General features: G+C 40.9%; 22 protein-coding genes and 1 tRNA gene. 4 read left to right on the forward strand and 19 right to left on the reverse strand.

The genetic code is table 11. The features are described 5' to 3' along the window. Positions 1–260 precede the first annotated feature (260 nt). Positions 261–2,672, forward strand: a complete 2,412-nt coding sequence (locus tag EGS47_RS13340; RefSeq protein ID WP_119686889.1) for an FdhF/YdeP family oxidoreductase — start codon at positions 261–263, stop codon at positions 2,670–2,672. 59 nt (positions 2,673–2,731) lie between these two features. Continuing rightward, positions 2,732–3,529 carry a formate dehydrogenase accessory sulfurtransferase FdhD gene (gene fdhD, locus EGS47_RS13345; RefSeq protein WP_119686888.1) on the forward strand — a complete coding sequence of 266 codons (798 nt, stop codon included), beginning with the start codon at positions 2,732–2,734 and terminating at the stop codon, positions 3,527–3,529. A gap of 54 nt (positions 3,530–3,583) precedes the next feature. Here fdhD and EGS47_RS13350 read toward each other — a convergent pair whose 3' ends face one another. The 5 genes from EGS47_RS13350 to pyrC form a co-directional block, all read right to left on the reverse strand. Further along, positions 3,584–4,507 carry a hypothetical protein gene (locus EGS47_RS13350; RefSeq protein ID WP_162897722.1) on the reverse strand — a complete coding sequence of 308 codons (924 nt, stop codon included), beginning with the start codon at positions 4,505–4,507 and terminating at the stop codon, positions 3,584–3,586. Between the two features lie 130 nt (positions 4,508–4,637). Beyond that, the gene (locus tag EGS47_RS13355) at positions 4,638–6,056 is read right to left on the reverse strand and encodes an amino acid permease (RefSeq protein ID WP_119686886.1); all 1,419 of its coding nucleotides are present in this window, start codon (positions 6,054–6,056) and stop codon (positions 4,638–4,640) included. A gap of 120 nt (positions 6,057–6,176) precedes the next feature. Continuing rightward, positions 6,177–6,252, reverse strand: a tRNA-Glu gene (locus EGS47_RS13360). A gap of 18 nt (positions 6,253–6,270) precedes the next feature. Then, on the reverse strand, positions 6,271–6,936 hold the full coding sequence (rnt, locus tag EGS47_RS13365) for a ribonuclease T (RefSeq protein ID WP_034697642.1): 666 nt from the start codon (positions 6,934–6,936) through the stop codon (positions 6,271–6,273). Next, positions 6,921–7,955, reverse strand: a complete 1,035-nt coding sequence (gene pyrC, locus EGS47_RS13370; RefSeq protein ID WP_119686885.1) for a dihydroorotase — start codon at positions 7,953–7,955, stop codon at positions 6,921–6,923. Before pyrC ends, rnt begins: the two co-directional genes overlap by 16 nt. A gap of 151 nt (positions 7,956–8,106) precedes the next feature. Here pyrC and EGS47_RS13375 point away from each other — a divergent pair, with 151 nt between their 5' ends. Continuing rightward, complete coding sequence (locus EGS47_RS13375; protein ID WP_119686884.1) at positions 8,107–9,363, forward strand: GGDEF domain-containing protein; 1,257 nt, start codon at positions 8,107–8,109, stop codon at positions 9,361–9,363. Positions 9,364–9,411: 48 nt separating this feature from the next. Here the strand turns inward: EGS47_RS13375 and EGS47_RS13380 are convergent, their stop codons facing one another. The 5 genes from EGS47_RS13380 to EGS47_RS13400 form a co-directional block, all read right to left on the reverse strand. Continuing rightward, positions 9,412–9,801 carry a DUF3106 domain-containing protein gene (locus EGS47_RS13380; protein WP_119686883.1) on the reverse strand — a complete coding sequence of 130 codons (390 nt, stop codon included), beginning with the start codon at positions 9,799–9,801 and terminating at the stop codon, positions 9,412–9,414. Further along, on the reverse strand, positions 9,791–10,111 hold the full coding sequence (locus EGS47_RS13385; RefSeq protein ID WP_004986858.1) for a hypothetical protein: 321 nt from the start codon (positions 10,109–10,111) through the stop codon (positions 9,791–9,793). The genes EGS47_RS13380 and EGS47_RS13385 overlap by 11 nt, the downstream gene beginning before the upstream one ends. Then, positions 10,098–10,721: an RNA polymerase sigma factor gene (locus EGS47_RS13390; protein WP_004986856.1), complete on the reverse strand. Its 624-nt coding sequence runs from the start codon at positions 10,719–10,721 to the stop codon at positions 10,098–10,100. Before EGS47_RS13390 ends, EGS47_RS13385 begins: the two co-directional genes overlap by 14 nt. Positions 10,722–10,890: 169 nt before the next feature. Further along, on the reverse strand, positions 10,891–11,667 hold the full coding sequence (locus EGS47_RS13395; protein WP_049176157.1) for a TrmH family RNA methyltransferase: 777 nt from the start codon (positions 11,665–11,667) through the stop codon (positions 10,891–10,893). Between the two features lie 50 nt (positions 11,668–11,717). Further along, positions 11,718–12,689, reverse strand: coding sequence for a class 1 fructose-bisphosphatase (locus tag EGS47_RS13400; RefSeq protein WP_004986849.1), 972 nt, complete (start codon positions 12,687–12,689; stop codon positions 11,718–11,720). 179 nt (positions 12,690–12,868) lie between these two features. Here EGS47_RS13400 and EGS47_RS13405 point away from each other — a divergent pair, with 179 nt between their 5' ends. Next, positions 12,869–13,060, forward strand: a complete 192-nt coding sequence (locus EGS47_RS13405) for an NF038105 family protein (protein WP_005004901.1) — start codon at positions 12,869–12,871, stop codon at positions 13,058–13,060. Positions 13,061–13,117: 57 nt separating this feature from the next. On the opposite strand, the gene pal is transcribed toward EGS47_RS13405, so the two are convergent. From pal to ruvB, 9 genes are all read right to left on the reverse strand, one after another. After that, a complete protein-coding gene (gene pal, locus EGS47_RS13410; RefSeq protein ID WP_004986839.1) occupies positions 13,118–13,687 on the reverse strand; it encodes a peptidoglycan-associated lipoprotein Pal in 570 nt (189 codons plus the stop codon). Between the two features lie 62 nt (positions 13,688–13,749). Further along, the gene (gene tolB, locus EGS47_RS13415; protein WP_035272143.1) at positions 13,750–15,033 is read right to left on the reverse strand and encodes a Tol-Pal system beta propeller repeat protein TolB; all 1,284 of its coding nucleotides are present in this window, start codon (positions 15,031–15,033) and stop codon (positions 13,750–13,752) included. A 98-nt stretch (positions 15,034–15,131) separates the two neighbouring features. Beyond that, entirely contained in the window at positions 15,132–16,481 is a 1,350-nt protein-coding gene (gene tolA, locus EGS47_RS13420) for a cell envelope integrity protein TolA (protein WP_125269729.1), read from the reverse strand. A 3-nt stretch (positions 16,482–16,484) separates the two neighbouring features. Then, on the reverse strand, positions 16,485–16,931 hold the full coding sequence (gene tolR / locus EGS47_RS13425) for a protein TolR (RefSeq protein ID WP_125269730.1): 447 nt from the start codon (positions 16,929–16,931) through the stop codon (positions 16,485–16,487). After that, positions 16,931–17,629, reverse strand: coding sequence for a protein TolQ (gene tolQ, locus EGS47_RS13430; protein ID WP_005004888.1), 699 nt, complete (start codon positions 17,627–17,629; stop codon positions 16,931–16,933). The genes tolR and tolQ overlap by 1 nt, the downstream gene beginning before the upstream one ends. Positions 17,630–17,655: 26 nt before the next feature. Next, complete coding sequence (gene ybgC / locus EGS47_RS13435; protein WP_004986831.1) at positions 17,656–18,063, reverse strand: tol-pal system-associated acyl-CoA thioesterase; 408 nt, start codon at positions 18,061–18,063, stop codon at positions 17,656–17,658. A gap of 213 nt (positions 18,064–18,276) precedes the next feature. Beyond that, positions 18,277–18,573 (reverse strand): Bor family protein, encoded by a 297-nt coding sequence (locus EGS47_RS13440; protein ID WP_005004885.1) that lies wholly within the window; start codon positions 18,571–18,573, stop codon positions 18,277–18,279. A 15-nt stretch (positions 18,574–18,588) separates the two neighbouring features. Continuing rightward, on the reverse strand, positions 18,589–18,876 hold the full coding sequence (locus EGS47_RS13445) for a Bor family protein (protein ID WP_005004884.1): 288 nt from the start codon (positions 18,874–18,876) through the stop codon (positions 18,589–18,591). Between the two features lie 335 nt (positions 18,877–19,211). After that, positions 19,212–20,213, reverse strand: coding sequence for a Holliday junction branch migration DNA helicase RuvB (gene ruvB / locus EGS47_RS13450; protein ID WP_005004883.1), 1,002 nt, complete (start codon positions 20,211–20,213; stop codon positions 19,212–19,214). Positions 20,214–20,218: the final 5 nt, after the last annotated feature.

The following is a 20,218-nucleotide window of genomic DNA, read 5'->3' on the forward strand; positions in this document are numbered from 1 at the left end:
AAATTTTGAAACTCCACTTTTGTGGAGTTTTTTATTTTGATCTGTTTAGATTTATGTAATAACGCATTGAAAATCGGGTTTGAAAAGTAGATATTCATTCAAAGATCAAGATACATTAAGTCCAAACATTGAACCCAGATATATAAAATTCCAGAACCAGAAAATATAGAACCAGAAAATATAGAACCACGATTTGCTTTCGATGATGAATTTAATGTGTCTAATCGTCTCTTACAATATAAATAACAGCAGGTGAAGTGATGGATCATGATAATCAAAAGCCAGAACACGATCATGGCTATGCAAGAATTGAACCCTACGATCAACCTGCTGGAGGTTGGGGAGCCTTACTCAGTGTAGCTCGAAATTTAAAACGTCAGGAAACGTTCAAAAAAGGTTCTATTTCACTGCTCAATATTAATCAGCCGACAGGTTTTGACTGTCCGGGATGCGCATGGCCAGAGAAGAAAGATGCGCATGCTTTTAATTTTTGTGAGAATGGTGCAAAAGCAGTTGCATTTGAAGCCACCAGTAAACGTGTCAGTCCTGAGTTTTTTGCAACACATACGGTAAGCTGGTTAACTGAACAAAGTGACTTTTTTCTGGAAGATGCAGGGCGGATTACCGATCCGATGCGTTACGATGTCGTAACGGATAAATACGTTCCAATTAGCTGGGATGAGGCCTTTGAGTTGATTGCCAAGCATCTACAGGCATTGGATGATCCTAATCAAGCCGCATTTTATACCTCAGGACGAGCCAGTAACGAGGCTGCTTTCCTGTATCAGCTTTTTGTGCGAAGTTATGGCACCAATAATTTTCCTGATTGTTCCAACATGTGCCATGAAACCACCAGCGTCGGTTTAAAAGATTCGATTGGTTTAGGTAAGGGGACAGTGACACTAGATGATTTCGATCAGGCGGATGCAATTTTTAGTTTCGGGCATAATCCGGGGACCAATCATCCTCGAATGCTCGCGACCTTAAGAGAAGTATCGAAACGCGGTGGAACTATTATTGCAATTAATCCTTTAAAAGAACGTGGCTTGGAGCGTTTTCAGGATCCACAAGCACCCTTGGAAATGATCACCAATGGTAGCACACCGATTAGCCGCTATTATTTTCAACCGAAAGTGGGCGGTGACTATGCCATTATGTTTGGAATGCTTAAACACCTGCTAGAGTGGGATCAACAGGCGATTGCCAAATCGAAGGAAAGCGTATTTGATCGCTCATTTATTGCGGTGAATACGGTTGGTTTTGAAGAAATGCTGGCAGAAGTGCAAAATACCTTATGGTCAGACATTCATCCGCATACAGGTCTTAGCCCTGAACATCTGGAGGCATTAGCCAAGCTTTATCTTGAATCCAAACGTGCCATTTTCTGTTGGGGCATGGGCATTACCCAGCATCGTCATGGTACAGCCAATGTACATATGCTCGCCAATCTCATGTTAGCGCGAGGGCATATCGGTCGTCCTGGTGCGGGTTTGGCACCAATTCGTGGTCATAGTAACGTTCAGGGTGACCGCACCATGGGTATCAATGAACTGCCAAGTCCTAAAATGCTGGACAATATTGATCGGGTGTTTGGTATTCAATCTCCGCGAGAAAATGGCATGGGTGTGGTTGAAACCATTAAAGCGATGGCAGAAGGGCGGGTCAAAGTTTTCATTGGCTTAGGAGGGAATTTTGCGGTTGCCACACCTGATACTGAATATACTCAGCAATCCTTACGTGCTTGTAATTTGACGGTACATATCACTACAAAAATGAATCGAAGTCATCTGGTTTGTGGACAAGATGCCTTGATGTTGCCCTGTCTGGGGCGTACTGAAGTTGATATCCAAAAACATGGGCCACAGTCGATTTCCGTCGAAGATTCTATGAGTAATGTACATTTGTCTGCTGGACGCAATGAACCGATTTCATCAGATTTACTCTCTGAGCCCGATATTATCGCCAGAATTGCCGAAGCAACCTTGCCTAAGAGTCAAATCAAATGGCGTTGGTATATCGAAAGTTATGATCGTATTCGTGATGCAATTTCGGAAGTCTTTGATGAGTTTCATGACTTTAATCAGCGTGTTTATCAACCCGGTGGTTTTCATTTAGAACATCCTGCCAATCAACATATCTGGAATACGCCAAGTGGCAAGGCACAATTTTTAATTACTCCGATTTCGGAAGTTTATGCAGATCACGAACATCGTTATGCAGATGCCTACACTGAAGCTAAAGTCTATACACTCATGACCACACGTTCGCATGATCAATACAATACGACTTTGTATGGTCTGGATGACCGTTATCGAGGAGTATATGGACAGCGCCGTGTCTTATTTATGAATGAACAGGATATTGAAGCAGCAGGTTTCCAGCCTGATCAATGGGTCGATATTGAAAGTATTTATTCAGATGGAATAAAGCGCATCGTGCATAGTTTTCGGATTGTGCCTTATAACATCCCGCGTGGAAGTTTGGCGGCTTACTATCCTGAAACTAATCCACTTGTGGCGCTGAGTAGCCATGACAAATACGCCAAGATACCAGCTTCTAAAAGTGTGCCAGTGATTTTGCATGCAGGACATGCACCTGAACATTTCAATCTAGCGGCAGAGGTTGATCCTGAAAAAGCCGATCAAATTATTGCTACGGCGAAAGTCAGTTAGTGTTCTATTCATGTGGAAATGGCGTGTCAAAAGCGCCGTTTCCTGATAAGGAAAAATCGATGGATGATACCTTACAGTCGCCATTAGGTTATGAACCTTTGATCGTTCAGCGTTATAGTCATGGAAGTGTTCAGGAGCAGTTAGACGATGTTGTGCAAGAAACCCCTGTAGCACTGGTTTACAATGGAATTTCTCATGCCGTGATGATGGTGACTCCGACGGATCTTGACGTCTTTGCCAAAGGTTTTAGTTTATCGGAAGGTATTCTGCAACATCTCGCTGAACTCTACACACTTGACATTGTAGAAAATGAGCTAGGTATTCAGGTGGAGATGACGATTTCATCGCGTGCTTTTGCGGCATTGAAGCAGCATCGTCGTGCTATGACTGGAAGAACTGGTTGTGGGCTTTGTGGGATAGAAAGTCTACAACAGCTTCATCAGGATGTAACGTCAGTCAGTACCAAATTTTTATCGACATGGCTCAATGATATTCCACAAGCAGTTTTACAGTTAAATGCAAAACAAAAAATCACAGCATTGACTGGAGGAGCACACGCCGCTGCATGGGTAGTGAATGGTGAAATTTGCATTTTGTTTGAAGATGTAGGACGACATAATGCACTGGATAAGTTACTTGGATATATTGCACAGCAACAATTGGATGTTTCCAATGGTTTTGTGTTCATGACCAGTCGAGCCAGTTATGAATTGGTACGAAAATGTGCTCGACTGAACATTGCCTTACTCGCATGTATTTCTGCCCCCACCAGTTTGGCGATTGAGATGGCTAAACATTCAGGTTTGGCTTTGGCTGCATTTTGTCGAGGACACGGCTATGTGCTATATAACGATTAAAATGTAAAATTTACTTTGTGCTGAATTTTCCAATTTCACTGAAAAACTTGAGTTTTAACTCGCTTGTTCTGGATCTAGCCTCAAGGCTTCATTTGGGCAAATCGATTCAATAATGCTTTGTACCACTAAAGGATGCTGTAAATAACCTACGATCTCATGAGGTTTATGCGCAAAAGTCGAAATTCCTTGATTGATAATCGACGGTTGAAAATTGAAAAAACTATGATCAAGTGGAAAAGTGGTCAAATAGTCTTCATGCGAATAAAAATTATGCCAATCTCCTTGCAAGGCTTCGAGTTGTTCTGTTGGACGATTTAGTCTGGATTGCACCACTCGAAAAGCCAGTGGTGAAGCAAGAGTAATGAAGCGCTTTATTTTTACTTTCTTTGAAAGCTGTTGCAGTAAATTATAGGCAATCACCGTTCCGAGTGAATGTGCCACAATAATGTATTCTTCATCTTCGTCAAAAGATTGAATCACACGCTGATGTACATCATTCATAAAATCTGGATTGGCGAGATATAAATACACTTCCAGAATATATCGATGCAACATATTTTCATGCAATTTGGGAAATTTGTTTAATAACATCACAAATTCACGTAATACATGATCTTTGGCTAAATGCGAAAACAAATATAAACGCGAAGTTAAACTTAACTCCTCATGGTGTTTCGCCAATAAAGGAATTAATTTTCGATCCTGATCAATCTGTTGCGGTTCAGGATTTTGTAAATAGGGCAAATGCCAGTCTTGCCATGCTTGTGGCATAAAAGCATCTAAGGGCGTATCTAATTGTGCCAATCGATGTTGATGTATTAAATCACCATAGTAAGGGAAAGCTAGATTAAGATTTTGAAATGGAACCTGAACATCAAGATGATCCAAACCGAGTTTAAAAATATTTAACCAGTGATCTTGTAAGCCTTGAGCATCAAAGCCTTGTTGTTGTGCACCGTGTATAAAAATTAGTTTCATTGTCATGGTATCAATTATTCTTATGCTTGATTTGACTGTAGCATTGAGAGGTCTGGAGATACCAGCCATACAAACAAAAAAAGTGTAGCGATTTGCTACACTTTTGCTAGAAAAATGAAGTTATTAGCGTTTAATTTTTTGTATTACGATAAAATATAAAATGGCTCACGTAGCATAGCGCAATAAAAATAAGACAACCGATAAAACCCGTCCACATTTCAGGATCTGCCGCCATACTTAGGCAAGTAATCAAGCAGAAGAAAAATCCTAGAATGGGCACAATCGGAAAAAATGGTGCTGCAAATTTTAAATCCTGAATGGTATGACCTGTTTTATACCATTGTCTTCTGAAATTAAACTGGCTTAAACAGATACTCATCCAAACCACAACCATGGTAAACGCTGCTACGCCCAAGAGATTTTTAAAAATCGTTTCAGGGGCAAATTGTTCAGATAATAATCCTGGAATTGCACCGAACATAGTCACAATTAAGGCAACAATAGGTGTGCCACTTTTTGTGAGTTTAGAAAAAATACGCGGTAAATGTTGCTGTGAAGAGAGTGACCACATCATCCGTGAAGCAGCATATAAACCTGAATTTGCTGCTGATAATAGGGCAGTAATAATCACAAAACGAATAATATCATCTGCATAAGGGATCCCAATGTAATTAAACACGGTGACAAATGGGCTATTACTCACACTATGACCACCTAAACCTGCTTGCTCAAAAGGCAATAAAGCGCTAATCACAATGATTGTCCCGACAAAGAAAATCAGTAAGCGCCAGATCGCAGCATTAATTGCTTTAGGTACATTATCCGCAGGGTCTTTGGTTTCTCCTGCTGCAACACCAATCAGCTCTGTACCTGAAAAAGCAAAGTTCACAATCAGCATGGTTGCGAAAATTGGCATGAGTCCTTGAGGAAACCAGCCTTGAGCGGTCAGGTTACTAAATAAAGGCGCTGTTTCATAACCATGAAAGGGTATTAGCCCAACGATAGCAAGTAAGCCCAATATAATAAAACTGATTACTGTTATTACTTTAACGAGAGAGAGCCAGAACTCGGATTCAGCAAAAATTTTAGTCGAACTCAGATTAAGTGTAAAAATAGTGACAGCAAAAATAAGCGTCCAGATCCACATTGAAATATGGGGAAACCATTCCTGCATCAGTAAGGCAGCCGCAGTAAACTCTGTGCCTAGCGTTGCTGTCCATGTCAGCCAGTAGAGCCATGACACCATATAACCTGTACTAGGACCAATATATTGGGCAGCATAAGCACCAAATGAACCAGAAACAGGCATGTGTACGGCCAATTCACCTAAACACAGCATGACCATATAAGCAATCAATCCACCGAGTATATACGCAAGGATTGCACCAATCGGACCTGTTTGTGAAATCACCTCACCTGAGCCCAAAAAAAGACCTGTACCAATTGCACCGCCTAAAGAAAGCATGACTAAATGGCGGGTACTCATTGCTCGTTTTAACGGCGCAGAATCATTGGATGAGGCGGTATTTGAAGATTCAGATGGTTGCATACACAACGTCACGTTCAAAATGGAGAAGCGCGTTATTGTAGAGAAAAATTAGAAATGTGCAATCTTGAGGCAGACAAACAATAGCCAATAAGCACAATAAAAAAGAATGGATTTAAAAAATGGCGTCCCTACGGGGATTCGAACCCCGGTTACCGCCGTGAAAGGGCGATGTCCTAGGCCTCTAGACGATAGGGACGTTGAGGATGGCGGTATCTTAAGAATCCGCCGGTAAAGTGTCAAGTAAGTAGGGTGCGAGTTTGTTCAAAATATAGCAAAACAGTTCAGCCGTCTTTTGGGTATCGTACAAAGCTGAATGGGCTTCTTTACCATCAAACTCAATTCCAGCCTGAATACAGGCTCTTGCCAAAACAGTTTGACCAAACATCACCGCACTTAAAGTGACAGTATCAAAAACTGAAAAGCTATGAAATGGATTCTGATTTTTGGTTGATGTCCGTGCAATGGCTGCTTGTAAAAATCCAAGATCAAAATGAGCATTATGACCAACCAGTACAGCATGGGTACATTGCTGTTGACGACGGACTTCATTGATAGATTTGAAAATACGGCGTAGCGCTGTTTTCTCATCTTCAGCCATAGCCACACGCATAGGGTTAAAAGGATCAATCCCAATAAAATCTAAAGATCTTCGATCGAGATTGGCGCCTTCAAATGGATTGATATGCGCATGATAAGCTTCACCAGGTACAAACTGGCCCGCTTCGTTATAAACAATCGGAATACAGGCGATTTCGAGTAAAGCATCTGTTTGTGAATTAAAACCTGCCGTTTCGACATCGACCACAACAGGTAAAAAACCACGAAAACGCTGCCCAATCACGGGTGGAGCGCTGATTTGTTGGTTCACACTTTCCTCCATTGAAGAGTTTTACCTGCATACAGTGGAATAATTTTTTCACCATCCAGATAATCGAGTTGTTCTGGAATGGTTTGTTCCTCTTTGACCAATGTAATCGTCGTCGTATTACGCGGTAAACCGTAAAAATCTGCGCCAAAGTGGCTGGCAAATCCTTCAAGTCTCTCAATTTTACCGACTTGATCAAACGCTTGTGCATATAGCTCAATTGCGGTTGGGGCACTATAGCAGCCCGCACAGCCACATGCATTTTCTTTGGCATTTTTCGAATGCGGTGCACTATCTGTACCCAAGAAAAACTTTGGATTACCACTGGTTGCAACTTCAATCAGTGTTTGTTGGTGAGTTTGACGTTTTAAAATAGGCAAACAGTAGAAGTGCGGTTTAATTCCACCAACCAGCATGTCATTACGATTAAATAACAAATGCTGTGGAGTAATGGTTGCTGCGACATTGCGATCATGTTCAAGTACAAAATGTGCAGCTTCACTGGTGGTGATGTGTTCAAGAACCAGTTTAAGCTTTGGAAATTGTTTTAATAATGGCGATAAAATTTCATCAAGAAAACGTTTTTCACGATCAAAAATATCTACATGATGATGAGTGACTTCACCATGCAGTAATAATGGAACCTGATGTTCTTCGAGTTGTTCAATCACCGCATAGACTTTGCGGATATCACTGACCCCATTGTCTGAATTGGTGGTTGCACCAGCAGGATAGAGCTTAATTGCATTGACATGTGCTGAAGCTTTAATTTTACGGACTTCATCTGGAGATGTTTGATCAGTGAAATACAACACCATACGCGGATCAAAATTTATTCCTTCAGGTACATGCGCCATGATGCGTTCACGGTAGGCCAGTGCTTCTTCAACAGTTTTTACTGGTGGAACCAGATTAGGCATACAGATTGCACGGGCAAATTGACGAGCTAAATCAGGAACAGTACGTTGTAGTGCTAAGCCATCACGTAAATGAGCATGCCAGTCATCGGGCTGAAGAAGAGTAATAGTATCCAAGGCGATTCAAACTGAAAAATAAAACAGATGATAATCCATATATGCTCAAAATGGTAAACAGTTTTATGGATAAAAAGCGAAATCAGGTTGATAAAAGTCATGTTAAGTGTATTATTTTTATTCAAATAAGGATGATTTCTTGCAGGGTGTAATGGATTATAAATACAACCTTGACGAGCTTCATAAAAGAAAAGAAGAAGTTGAACAGCTTTCACATGTACGTGAAAAACAGACCAATCGGGCTTTACCAAGGGTATTGGAAAAGCAGTTCTGGAATATGCATATTGAGCGTACACGGCTAAATACTATTCAATTTTTTTGGAGCGGTCTCGTCACCTATATTATTTTTATGTTATTGACGGTTCCTGGTGATTATATGGTCATCGAGAAACAATATTTTATTTCAGATTTTGTTCGATGTCTTTTAAGCGTGATCAATGGGGCGGTATGTTTATTGGTTTATGTCGCTTTTGCCAAAATTTCATCATTAAGGCCATATTTTTATCAGGCAGCCTATACGATCGTGCTTTGGGCAATTGTTGTCACATCAATTCTGATGATGACTGTGCAGAGTGAAGCACTTAAAAATCAGGCAATGTTATTGATCTCATTTATATATATGTTGGGTTTTATTCTGAGTGGGCTAAAACCTATACATATGTTAATGGTCGGAATGCTATCTGCATTGATTACGTTGACGTGGCTTACAGTTTTTAATATTGATTTTCATCTGGTGATTTTAACGCGCGCTTTAATCGGGAGTTGTTTATTAGGTTTTGCCATTAGTTCAATGTTGGTATCTAAAGAAAGAATGTTGTTTTTAAATGCAAAACTTTCTGAAATTAATGAAAATATTCAGCGCATTCATGCCTCTGAATTTTTACATCTGAGTCAGCATGATGGATTAACCCAACTTTCTAATCGACGAACTTTCGATGAAATGCTGGATGTGTTTTATTTACAGGCACGAAGAGATAAGAGTTCGTTGGGTATATTATTCATCGATATCGATTTTTTTAAAAACTATAATGATTTTTATGGTCATCAGATGGGGGATCATGTGATTGCTAGTTTGGCTAAAGCGATCAAAAACTCGATTCGGCATATGGATTTTGTCGCTCGCTATGGTGGAGAGGAGTTTGTCGTGTTATTGCCTGAAACTGATGCACAAGGCGCTTATGCAGTTGCATCTAATATTTATAAATCTATTGAAAAACTTGAAATTCTACACGAAAAGTCATTAATTTCAGATCAAGTCACAATTAGTTTAGGAATTACCGTTTATCGGGGGGAGACAAATATTGATCAGCAAGAACTACTGTCCTATGCCGATCAAGCTTTGTATCGTGCAAAAAAATTAGGTCGTAACCAGATTTACTATCACTCTATACGTGGCAACAAAATTTAAGGGGAATAAAAAAACCAGTTTTTAAACTGGTTTTTTTATGAGCGTCATTTAGGGCATCAAATATTTTTCAATATATTCCTCGCGGATGGCAGCCCGTTCCTCTAAGGGGGCTTTTTGCATACGTTTGCGTAAATCATTGCGTTCTTGAGTACTCATTTTCTGCCATGCATCACGCATTTTTTGCTTTTCTTGCTCAGGTAACTGCGTAAACCAGTCCATCCGTTGCTGTAAATCAACGGTTTGATCTTTGGAATCATCCTTTAATGATTGATAACGTTTGATTAATGCACGTTGTTCATTTTCAGATAAGGTATTCCATGTTTCATTCACCTGCGTATCTGCACTTTTTGAAAATATCCAAAAGCGTTCAAATCCTGCAAAACTGGTTTGTAAGAAACCAAGTGCACAAAGTGCTAATGCTATTTTTTTAGCTACCATGTGGAACTTTATCCTCACCTAAAACACTCAGCATTTCCAAATCTTCCACCATTTGTGGTGAAAGTTTTGGACTTGCCATCACCTGATTTTGTGATTGATCCGACGTATCAAAGCTAGCAGGTAAAATGACAAATCCTGTAATCGCCGCAGCGAGAGCAAAGCCAGACATTTTCCAGATATGATAAAAAGAACGTGGTTCTCGCTTAATTGTATCCAAAACGTTGGCGATGACCTGAGGTTTATGCTTATGGTGACGTGCAAGTCCATCAAGCTTGGACGTTACCTGCTTGGTAAAATCATCTCGATTCATCTGATGAACCTCCCAAAGATGGATTTAAATGAGCTAAAGCAGTACGAAGCCCTTGAATAGCGCGATGATAATGTGTTTTTACACTGCCTTCGCTACAATTCATGATCTGTGCAGTGGTTTGTGTATCAAAACCTTCCCACGCACGTAACATAAATGCTTGCTGCTGACGTAGCGGAAGTTCTGCAATGGCTTCTTGAATTTCTTCAATGGTGACTTCCTGACTTAAAAAATCTGAAGGATTCAGCGTTGTTTCATCAACAACCTCAATGACTTCATCATTATCACTATCAAGACTCACCTTTTTAAAAAAAGAAAAAGGATTAGATCGGCGCGCTTCTTTACGTCGCCAGTCCTGTAATTTGTTATTTAAAATCGTATAGAACAGGGGATACCATTCATCAAGAGTTTTATCGGCATAAGATTTGTGTAAAGAAATAAAAGCTTCCTGTACCAAATCCATCGCTATACCTTGTTGCCCCTGTGTTGCACTTTCCATCATGACCAGCGCGCGTCCTGTGACTTCATTCATAAAATGTTTTAGGCGATGCTCAGCCGTATTCACATGAACACTATCAACTTCTGATCCAGACTGCTTTGGCGCTAAGTCCATAGAAATGGAAAATCCTGTCATTCGATCCCCATTCTTCCTTTTTTACAGTTACCTACTATATAACGCAGAAAAGAAAGAATAGGTTGACAATATAAGATGTTATTTTGACAGATTTAAGTTTAAATGATTTTTTTCAAATGATTGAGCCGCTTTAATATAAATTAACGATTTAAAGACGTTGTCGAACCATTTCAAAAAAGCAAATTGAGCCTGCAATTGCGACATTAAGAGATTCCTGTCCGCCAGGCTGTGGAATCGCGACTGCTTGTGCATGGGCGAGGGCATAATCAGAGGCGCCTTGACCTTCGTTACCTAAAATCCAGACACAAGGATTGGTTAAATTTTGTTCGTATAAACTATTTGAACGATGTGAACTGGTAACGAATACTGGGATGTTAAATTGATCCAGTAAGCTTTCAAGTTCAATATTTTCAAAGGTATGTAAACTAAAATGCGCACCCATACCTGCACGGAGTACGCGAGGTGACCAAAGCGATGCAGAGCCTTTAGTACAAATAACTTGTTTGATATTGGCAGCAGCAGCGGAGCGTAAAAGGGTACCTACATTACCTGGATCCTGAATATTTTCCAAAATAAGCGTATCTGCCTGAAAATCCAGCGCTGTGCTACTTTGCGGTAAATCTATCACCGCGAGACAAGCCAAACTGGTGCCCAATGTACTAATATCTTTGTACAAAGTTTCACTAATGACAAAAACAGCGCCATTATATTGTTCAATAATCGCTTGTATGTCTGAATGCTCTAAAGCAGCTTCAGTAGTAAAAAGCGAGACAAGTTTGCCTTTTTCCTGCAACCATGACAGGCACAGATGAGTTCCCTCAAGCACCGTTTGACGTTGTTTTTTTCGGTAGGCTTGTTGCTCAATGAGACTGCGCAAATGCTTAATTTTAGCGTTGTCTTTGGATTCAAGAAAAATAATAGCCATAAAAGAAAATCCACGATGATGCGGTGAAGCATCATCGCTATAAAAAATAATTAATGGTAACTGGTTACCAGCTCAACTTCTTGTTTAGAGCCAATGATCACAGGGACACGTTGATGCAATTCAGTGGGCTGAATCTCTAAAATACGGACACGGCCTGTCGTAGATGCGCCACCAGCCTGTTCGATCAGCATGCTCATCGGGTTGGCTTCATACATTAAACGTAAACGTCCTGCTTTCTTTGGATCTTTTAAATCATAAGGATAAAGGAAAATACCGCCACGACATAAAATACGATGAATATCGCCCACCATACATGCGACCCAGCGCATATTGAAGTCTTTTGCACGAACTGAGGTTTTTCCTGCAAGAAGTTCATCAATATAACGTTTTACAGGCTGCTCCCAATGACGCTGGTTAGAAGCATTAATGGCAAATTCTTGTGTCTCTTCACTGACTTTGACTTGATCAGCCGTCAGAATAAATTGCTGACTTTCTGGATCATAAGTAAAGAATGCAACACCATTGCCAACAGTTAAAGCCAACATCGTAGATGGGCCATACAAAACATAACCTGCTGCAACTTGTTCAGTTCCAGCTTGCATGAAATCAGCCGCTTGAGTGACTGCATTTTTGGCAGGTAAAATTGAAAAGATGGTACCGACGCACATATTGATATCAATGTTACTAGAACCATCAAGTGGATCAAATAACACCAAATATTTACCATTTGCTTGAGCGGGTGTGAAATCATCGAGTTCTTCAGACGCCAAACCACCGACATGTGGGTGAACTTTTAATGCATCAATTAAATAATCATTTGAGATAACATCCAGTTTTTTCTGGGTTTCACCTTGAACGTTTTCATTTTCTGCACTCCCCAGAATGCCTGCCAAAGCACCTTTTTGTAATGCCTGATCAATGGTATTACAAGTAGCGGCAATGGTTTCAATCACTTGAGCAAGTTCAGGTGTCAAATGGCCTGATTGTTGTTGTAAATATTGCGTCAAATTCAGGTTTGACATACAGGAAAACTCCAAAATGAAAAGGGTCGTTTAGAAATGGCTATAGTGTAGATGAGATCGACCTAAAAGAAAAATTATATGACTTTATTTGTTGCGATTTTATGCTTGCAAGTGTTTGGCAACGTGCTATGTTGAATAGCAATAAGGACATGAAAAATCTGTACCAGAGGAGACGAGGCATGACGACCAAAACTTTCGGTGCGATGCCAACCCCAAACGAAGCGATTAGTCTCGATGAAATTTCAAAAGAGTCTGTAGATGAAGCGTGGAAGGGGTATGAGGCAAAACCTGAATATAAAGAGTTTAATAAACACGATTTAATTGAATCCATGCATCCGCCTAAGGCAGAGCAGGAACAACAAAGTCCCTAAATTAAAAAATCGCTTAGAGTCTGAGACTTTAAGCGATTTTGATGATCTAAAGAATCATTATTTCAATAGGGGTGGAACAGCTTCGTAGTTAATTTCTACACGGCGGTTTTCTTTCCACGCTGCTTCATCATGCCCTGCATTTACAGGCATTTCTTTACCATAGCTCACCGCTTCTAATTGTTGCGGATTGACACCATTGGTAATCAAAAAGCTTTGAACGGCTTTGGCACGACGTTCACCTAAAGCCATGTTGTATTCACGTGTACCACGTTCATCGGTATGCCCAGTGAGCGCAACACGTGAATTTGCATTTGCCATTAAAAACTGAGCATGCGCTTGTAGCGTTTGATAATCTTCAGAAGATAAGTCACTGCTGTCATAATCAAAGTGAACCACACGTTTTGCAAGTGCAGCACGATTTGCGGCAGTCACACCTTTTGATGACGCACCTGTTAGGTTCTGAGCATTTAATGCAGCATCGTCACTCAACCCAGATGTATTGACAGTGCCAGCACTATTTGGATTATTTCCTGCTTGAATTTCAGCAGCAGGTTTACGGCTTGCGCAGCCTGTCATAATGACAGCAGTTGCGAGTACGGGTAAAACGAATAATTTAACGGCTTTCATTGTGATCTCCATCTAATTCAGTTAAAAAATATAAGTGCTTTATCGTCATTTAGGCGACCAATTTATTTAGGTGCCCAAGCAGGTTCACGAACTTCGCCTTGTTCACTTGGTAAATTCATGCGGAATCGACCATCTGTGGACATCACAGAGAGTAGCCCACGATTACCTTCGCGAGTGGCATAAACCACCATTTGGCCATTTGGTGAAAAACTTGGCGATTCATCTAAACTGGTTGGGGTCAAAATATTTACGATGCCCGTCGAAATATTCATAATAGCCACTTTGTAATTGCTACCCGATGGGCGATGTACCAGTGCAATATTTTTTCCATCTGCACTTAAAGTTCCACGGGCATTGAAAGCACCTCGGAAAGTGAGTCGGTTAACAGAAGCATCATCAAAACTATAGCGATAAATTTGTGCTGAACCGCCGCGATCAGAAGTAAAAATAAAAGACTTTCCATCTGGCGCATAACGAGCTTCTGTATCAATCGCACTGTCATTGGTCATCCGTTGCAGTTGACGGGTTTCCAGATTCATTTGATAGACTTCTGGGTTGCCATGCATAGATGCAGTAAACAACATCGACTTACCATCAGGTGAAAAACTTGGCGCGCCGTTTAGACCTTTAAAGCTAGCCAACACTTCACGTTGACCTGTTGCCAAATCTTGTAAATAAATCGCTGGACGTTTTGTTTCAAACGAAACATACGCGATTTTTTTTGCGTCAGGTGTCCATGCAGGTGAAAGAATCGGATCACGCGAAGACAACACCGTTTTAGGCTGCTCGCCGTCAGTATCTGCGATTTGTAAAGTATAGCGCTGTTCAGGTGTGGCGGGGTTACGTAGGACATAGGCAATACGGCCACTAAAGTCACCTTGAATCCCTGTTAATGCCTGATAAATGGCATCACTGATCATGTGTGCAGCTTGACGCACACGCGAATTGGGTACGGTTAATAATTCATTCAACAAAAACTGCTTTTTTTGTACGTCATAAAGTTGATAATGCACTTCAGAGCTATTATTGGCGGCAGGCTTGATATTTCCCACAACAACATAAGGAATACCCGCCGCTTGCCATGCATCTGTCTGAATCTGATCAATGGCACCTGTAACAGGTAAATTATTGGATGCACTGGTAAAACGACCCGAACGGTTTAGGTCATTTTCAACAATAGGATAAATGGATTGATCATTGGCAAAGGGAACAATCGCAATTTTAGGTGCTTGTTCTGGTGCTTTGGCGATTTCAAGATGCAGTTGTGCAAATGCTTGGGGAACAAAAGCTGAACTCAGTGCAGTAATGATAGCGATTGATAAGAGATGTTTGCGATTCATATCCATAGTCGTATTGTGAGAGCGGCTCATTTTTGTGGAATAAAAGTATTTAGCATAATTACAGGGTCAAAATCCATTTAAACCATGTAATTATGACCAAAATATTATTTAGCAGTAAATGTTGATGTGAAAGTTCTTGCTTCACGACGTGCATCTGCATCAGAAGGCATCGGGTAAGGTGCGGCTGAACGAACAGCAGCTTCTACACTCGCTTTCATATCTGGATCACTTGCATTTACAATCACGGAGGCAACAGCACCACTGTCGGTTAAGGTGACACGAGCAGTTGCTTTTTTACCCGATGATCCCATTGGAATATCCCAAGTGCGATAGATTTTCTGCTCAAAATCACGTTTTGCTGTGGATGCAATTTTTTTAGCGTCAGCTTTTTTCTGAGCCGCTTCTTCAGTGGCTTGCTTGGCAGCCGAGGCTTTTGCTTCCGCATCTGCCTCAGCTTTTCGTTTGGCATCCGCTTCTGCTTTCGCTTTGGCATCTGCTTCATGTTTTGCTTTTGCTGCTGCATCGGCTTTAGCTTTTGCATCTGCTTCATGTTTCGCTTTTGCCGCAGCATCGGCTTTAGCTTTTGCATCTGCCTGTTGTTTTGCCTTTGCTGCCGCATCTGCTCTAGCTTTTGCATCTGCCTGTTGTTTTGCCTTTGCTGCCGCATCTGCTCTAGCTTTTGCATCTGCCTGTTGTTTTGCCTTTGCTGCTGCATCAGCTTTGGCTTTGGCATCCGCTTCATGTTTTGCTTTAGCTGCTGCATCAGCTTTAGCTTTGGCATCCGCTTGTTGTTTTGCTTTAGCTGCTGCATCAGCTTTAGCTTTGGCATCCGCTTGTTGTTTTGCTTTAGCTGCTGCATCAGCTTTAGCTTTGGCATCCGCTTGTTGTTTTGCCTTTGCTGCTGCATCAGCTTTAGCATTCGCCTGTTGTTTCGCTTTTTCCGCGGCCTCTGCCTTAGCTTTGGCATCTGCCTGTTGTTTCGCCTTTTCCACTGCTTCTGCTTTAGCATCCGCTTGTTGTTGTGCTTTAGCCGCGGCCTCTGCTTTGGCTTTCACGTCAGCTTGCTGTTTTGCTTTAGCAGCAGCTTCAGCTTTCGCGTCGGCTTGTTGTTTCGCCTTTTCTGCTGCTTCCGCTTTGGCTTTTTCAATGGCTTCAGTGGATTTGGTTAAAGCAGGGGGAGGTGTTGGACTGCTTGGAATAACAGGTGCTGTAACTTCAGGTTCTTGTGTAGTTTGAATTTGTTCAGCAACTTGGGTGCTCGTTGTTTCTGTTTCTTGAACAGGAATCGCTAAATCCGCAGGATTGACCAGCACAGTTGTGATTTTTTTAGGTGGTTCAGGCGGTTTACTTAAACCTAAATAAAGCAAGCCGACAATTGCAAGGGCATGTACGCCAAGCGTAAAACCAATTGCAATTGCTTTTTCCTGAAAAGGTGGCTTTTGAAAATTCTTCATAACTTACTTTAATGGCTCAGTGAGTAGACCAACTTGGGTTAAACCCGCTTCTTGCAAGCTTGACATTAAAGAAACCACATCACCATATGGTCTGGTTTTTTCACCGTTAACCAATACCGTTATTTTTTGATTGCTTTCGTCTGCTTGAGTTTGTGCATCACCTAAAATTTCTTTTAACTGAGATAAAGAAACTTGTTCTTCGTTATGTTCTTTATATTTCAGATAAATATTGCCGTCTTGTCCTAATGTGACAATCGCGGGTTCTTTGGTTTCAATCGGAGTATTGGTCGCTTGCGGTAAATCAACTTTGATCCCACTGGTAATCATCGGTGCTGTTACCATGAAAATCACCAGTAATACGAGCATCACATCGATATACGGCACGACATTCATATCACTTTTTAATGGTTTTTTGATACGCTCAAAGCGTCCTGAACGCTGAATGGTCATTAAACTTCTTCCTGTGTAGAACCCACAGACTGACGTTGTAATAATGCCACCATTTCCTCAGCAAAAAGCGCACGATCTGAATAAATCGCTTCGCCTTTCGCGGTATAGTGGTTAAAAGCGAGTACCGCAGGAATGGCTGCAAATAAACCGATTGCAGTGGCAATCAAGGCTTCGGCAATCCCTGGCGCAACGGTAGCAAGTGTTACCTGATCGACATCAGCCAAGCCAATAAACGCATTCATGATGCCCCAAACGGTTCCAAATAAACCGACATAAGGCGCAACTGAACCAATACTGGCCAATGCACCAAGCCCTTGTTCAAGGATACTTTGATCGCGGCTTAAACCGACACGTAAAATACGTTCAGTTCCTTCAATGGTCTGGTTTGCAGTAGCATGACGTTTTTTTAGTTTAAAAAACTCGCCTAAGCCTTGATAAAAAATATCTTCCAGACCATGACGTTTTGAATTTAACTGAGCATTGTTATAAAGCGTATTGAGTTCAGCACCCGACCAGAACATTTTTTGGAAATGCTCATCTTGTTGTGCCGCTTTCTTATAGCCCATATGTAACTTGGCGATCAGATACCAGCTATAAATTGATGCCAAAAGTAATAAAAGCATGACTGCCTGAACGACAGGGCTTGCTTGTAAAATAAGATCAGAAATATGTAGAGAAGATTGGATCTGTGTTGCCATAGTTACATGTGCCAAAGTATGTTTTTTTAATCTTGTTCCAGTTCTTGAAGAATAAGATTGCGAATTTCATCAGGGAGTCGGCGTGGTCGCATTTCTGTGTTTAAACATGCCAGTTCAACCTCGCCAGAAGCAAGCATGATTTCACCACGATAAATATTTTGTTGCAATACAAATGACGAAGCTTTACATGAAAGTACACTCGCTGTAACAGTAATCATATCGTCCATCATAATCGGACGCATGTATTTCAATGCGATTTTATGTACGACAAAATTATAATCTTTTTGATGCCAATAATGATCGATGCCAGAAGCACGTAGCCATTCTGTACGAGTCCGTTCCATAAAGCGGATATGATTGGCATGATAAACGATACCACCAGCATCTGTATCTTCAATATATACGCGAATTTTGAACTCAAAAAGATTAGCCATATTTTTAACCTATTTCTACATACTGTGAGCAATTGAGGGAATGATATTGCTTCAATGACAGGATGGAAATAGTAATAAATAACATCTTGTTGGTGGAGATGATAATTACGTCTAATAATTAAACAAGCTCGATTCAGTTGATTTTAATTTTAAGATTATCTGTGGATTAAGATGTAATAACTACCTTAGTATGATTAAGGTAGTTTTAAAAAATTATTCTTGACAATATACATTTGCTGTATGTGGTGTATAAATGCCTAAAGTAATGATTCCAAAGAATAAGTCCTTTGGTTCAAGTTTACTTTGAACTTTTGCAACTTTATCTGCTCCACCGCAGATATTTGCTGCATTAACTTGTTTTTCCTGTCCAATACCAGAAAGAAAAAATGATTGTGATTCAGAGTATTTAGGTGTTACAGATGCACTTTTATGAATTAGGCCAGTTTGTGTTGCACAGCCTGTAGTTAATACTATACTGCCAATCATTAGTATTGCCATGATATTTTTCATATTTTTTCTCCAGTGCTATTTGCAATAAACTAAGATTTGACGTGGTGTATATACACCATATGAAATTTGTCCAAGAAGACCATTCAAAAAGGTTATTTTGGTTTGAACTTTTGCAACTTTATCTGCGCCACCACAGATATTAGTTGCATCAATTTGTTTTTCTTGCCCAATGCCTGAAACAAAAAAAGCTTGCATTTTATTATATGATGGCGCGCTATTTCCTTGATTGGATAGTAAATAAGTCTGAGTAGCACACCCAGAACTCAATAAACTTATAAGGCCTACAAAAACTAGTTTTTTCATTTTTACTCCAGATTGTACTATTTTCTTTTAAAACAGGGCTTTAAAAGCGACTGGATTGTAAGTTATTGTAAAGATAATTACTAGGTTTTTGAATTTAAAAACAAAAGTTACACTTTGCTAGGGAATAACATTTTTAGTTTTGATTTCCAAAGTTACTCTTCGTTTTGCGGAAGAAAGCTTAAAGCGATGCATGAAGTTTATTTAACGCTTTTACTCAAAGCATAGCTGTTCGTCTTGCGCCGCTAAAAAGCCTTAAAAAGATGCTTGAAGTTTTCTTAACGCGTTTACTCGAAGCATAGCTTCTCGTCTTGCGCAGCGGCAAAACGTTGTTTTGCTTATCGCTGCTCAGGTGGGGTGATTCCAAATTGCGCATAAGCTTGATTGGTCGCAATTCGGCCTCGTGCAGTTCGCATCACGTAGCCTTGTTGGATCAAATACGGCTCAATGACATCCTCCAAAGTCCCACTATCTTCAGCCATTGCGGCAGCAAGGGCTTCAACTCCTGCGGGACCACCTTCAAAGCGTTCCAGTATCATACTCAGGTAACGTCGGTCGAGTGTATCTAAGCCAGATTTATCGACATTAAGCATGTCCAGTGCGCGTTGTGCCATGTCCTGAGTGACTTCACCTGTGCCTTTGACCTGAGCATAGTCACGTACACGACGTAATAAACGATTGGCAATACGTGGTGTACCACGCGAACGTCGCGCAATTTCTTCGGAACCTGTTCGGGTAATCGGTACATCCATTAAGTTGGCAGAGCGAGTGACAATATGCGTTAAATCTTCAACCGAATAAAATTCCAAACGTTGCACAATCCCGAAACGATCACGCAACGGTGAGGTGAGCAAGCCTGCGCGTGTTGTTGCAGCAACCAGTGTAAACGGCGGTAAGTCCAGTTTAATTGAACGTGCCGCTGGACCTTCGCCAATCATAATATCCAGTTGATAGTCTTCCATCGCTGGATATAAAATTTCTTCAATAACAGGAGAAAGACGATGAATTTCATCGATAAATAACACATCGCCTTCTTCAAGATTGGTGAGCATGGCAGCCAAATCACCAGCCCGTTCCAGCACAGGCCCAGAAGTGGATTTTAAATTGCCTCCCATTTCTCGGGCAATAATATTGGCAAGTGTGGTTTTACCGAGTCCGGGTGGACCAAAAATCAGGGTGTGATCCAGTGCTTCACCACGACCACGCGCAGCACCAATGAAAATTTCCATTTGCTCACGTACCACGGGCTGACCAATATAGTCTGCCAAAGAAGTTGGTCGAATGGCACGATCGAATTGATCTTCTGGTTTTTCTTTGCCACTAATTAAACGGTCATGCATGATTG

It is taken from the genome of Acinetobacter sp. FDAARGOS_515 (assembly GCF_003938865.1).
GTDB classification, from domain to species: Bacteria; Pseudomonadota; Gammaproteobacteria; order Pseudomonadales; family Moraxellaceae; genus Acinetobacter; species Acinetobacter ursingii.

What these genes read in the sequence shown, in the direction of transcription:
- EGS47_RS13340 (WP_119686889.1), top strand. Translation starts at nt 261, where the DNA reads ATGGATCATGATAATCAAAAGCCAGAACACGATCATGGCTATGCAAGA.
- fdhD (WP_119686888.1), top strand. Translation starts at nt 2,732, where the DNA reads ATGGATGATACCTTACAGTCGCCATTAGGTTATGAACCTTTGATCGTT.
- EGS47_RS13350 (WP_162897722.1), bottom strand. Translation starts at nt 4,507, where the DNA reads ATGAAACTAATTTTTATACACGGTGCACAACAACAAGGCTTTGATGCT.
- EGS47_RS13355 (WP_119686886.1), bottom strand. Translation starts at nt 6,056, where the DNA reads ATGCAACCATCTGAATCTTCAAATACCGCCTCATCCAATGATTCTGCG.
- rnt (WP_034697642.1), bottom strand. Translation starts at nt 6,936, where the DNA reads ATGGAGGAAAGTGTGAACCAACAAATCAGCGCTCCACCCGTGATTGGG.
- EGS47_RS13375 (WP_119686884.1), top strand. Translation starts at nt 8,107, where the DNA reads ATGGATTATAAATACAACCTTGACGAGCTTCATAAAAGAAAAGAAGAA.
- EGS47_RS13380 (WP_119686883.1), bottom strand. Translation starts at nt 9,801, where the DNA reads ATGGTAGCTAAAAAAATAGCATTAGCACTTTGTGCACTTGGTTTCTTA.
- EGS47_RS13385 (WP_004986858.1), bottom strand. Translation starts at nt 10,111, where the DNA reads ATGAATCGAGATGATTTTACCAAGCAGGTAACGTCCAAGCTTGATGGA.
- EGS47_RS13390 (WP_004986856.1), bottom strand. Translation starts at nt 10,721, where the DNA reads ATGGACTTAGCGCCAAAGCAGTCTGGATCAGAAGTTGATAGTGTTCAT.
- EGS47_RS13395 (WP_049176157.1), bottom strand. Translation starts at nt 11,667, where the DNA reads ATGGCTATTATTTTTCTTGAATCCAAAGACAACGCTAAAATTAAGCAT.
- EGS47_RS13400 (WP_004986849.1), bottom strand. Translation starts at nt 12,689, where the DNA reads ATGTCAAACCTGAATTTGACGCAATATTTACAACAACAATCAGGCCAT.
- EGS47_RS13405 (WP_005004901.1), top strand. Translation starts at nt 12,869, where the DNA reads ATGACGACCAAAACTTTCGGTGCGATGCCAACCCCAAACGAAGCGATT.
- pal (WP_004986839.1), bottom strand. Translation starts at nt 13,687, where the DNA reads ATGAAAGCCGTTAAATTATTCGTTTTACCCGTACTCGCAACTGCTGTC.
- tolB (WP_035272143.1), bottom strand. Translation starts at nt 15,033, where the DNA reads ATGGATATGAATCGCAAACATCTCTTATCAATCGCTATCATTACTGCA.
- tolA (WP_125269729.1), bottom strand. Translation starts at nt 16,481, where the DNA reads ATGAAGAATTTTCAAAAGCCACCTTTTCAGGAAAAAGCAATTGCAATT.
- tolR (WP_125269730.1), bottom strand. Translation starts at nt 16,931, where the DNA reads ATGACCATTCAGCGTTCAGGACGCTTTGAGCGTATCAAAAAACCATTA.
- tolQ (WP_005004888.1), bottom strand. Translation starts at nt 17,629, where the DNA reads ATGGCAACACAGATCCAATCTTCTCTACATATTTCTGATCTTATTTTA.
- ybgC (WP_004986831.1), bottom strand. Translation starts at nt 18,063, where the DNA reads ATGGCTAATCTTTTTGAGTTCAAAATTCGCGTATATATTGAAGATACA.
- EGS47_RS13440 (WP_005004885.1), bottom strand. Translation starts at nt 18,573, where the DNA reads ATGAAAAATATCATGGCAATACTAATGATTGGCAGTATAGTATTAACT.
- EGS47_RS13445 (WP_005004884.1), bottom strand. Translation starts at nt 18,876, where the DNA reads ATGAAAAAACTAGTTTTTGTAGGCCTTATAAGTTTATTGAGTTCTGGG.
- ruvB (WP_005004883.1), bottom strand. Translation starts at nt 20,213, where the DNA reads ATGCATGACCGTTTAATTAGTGGCAAAGAAAAACCAGAAGATCAATTC.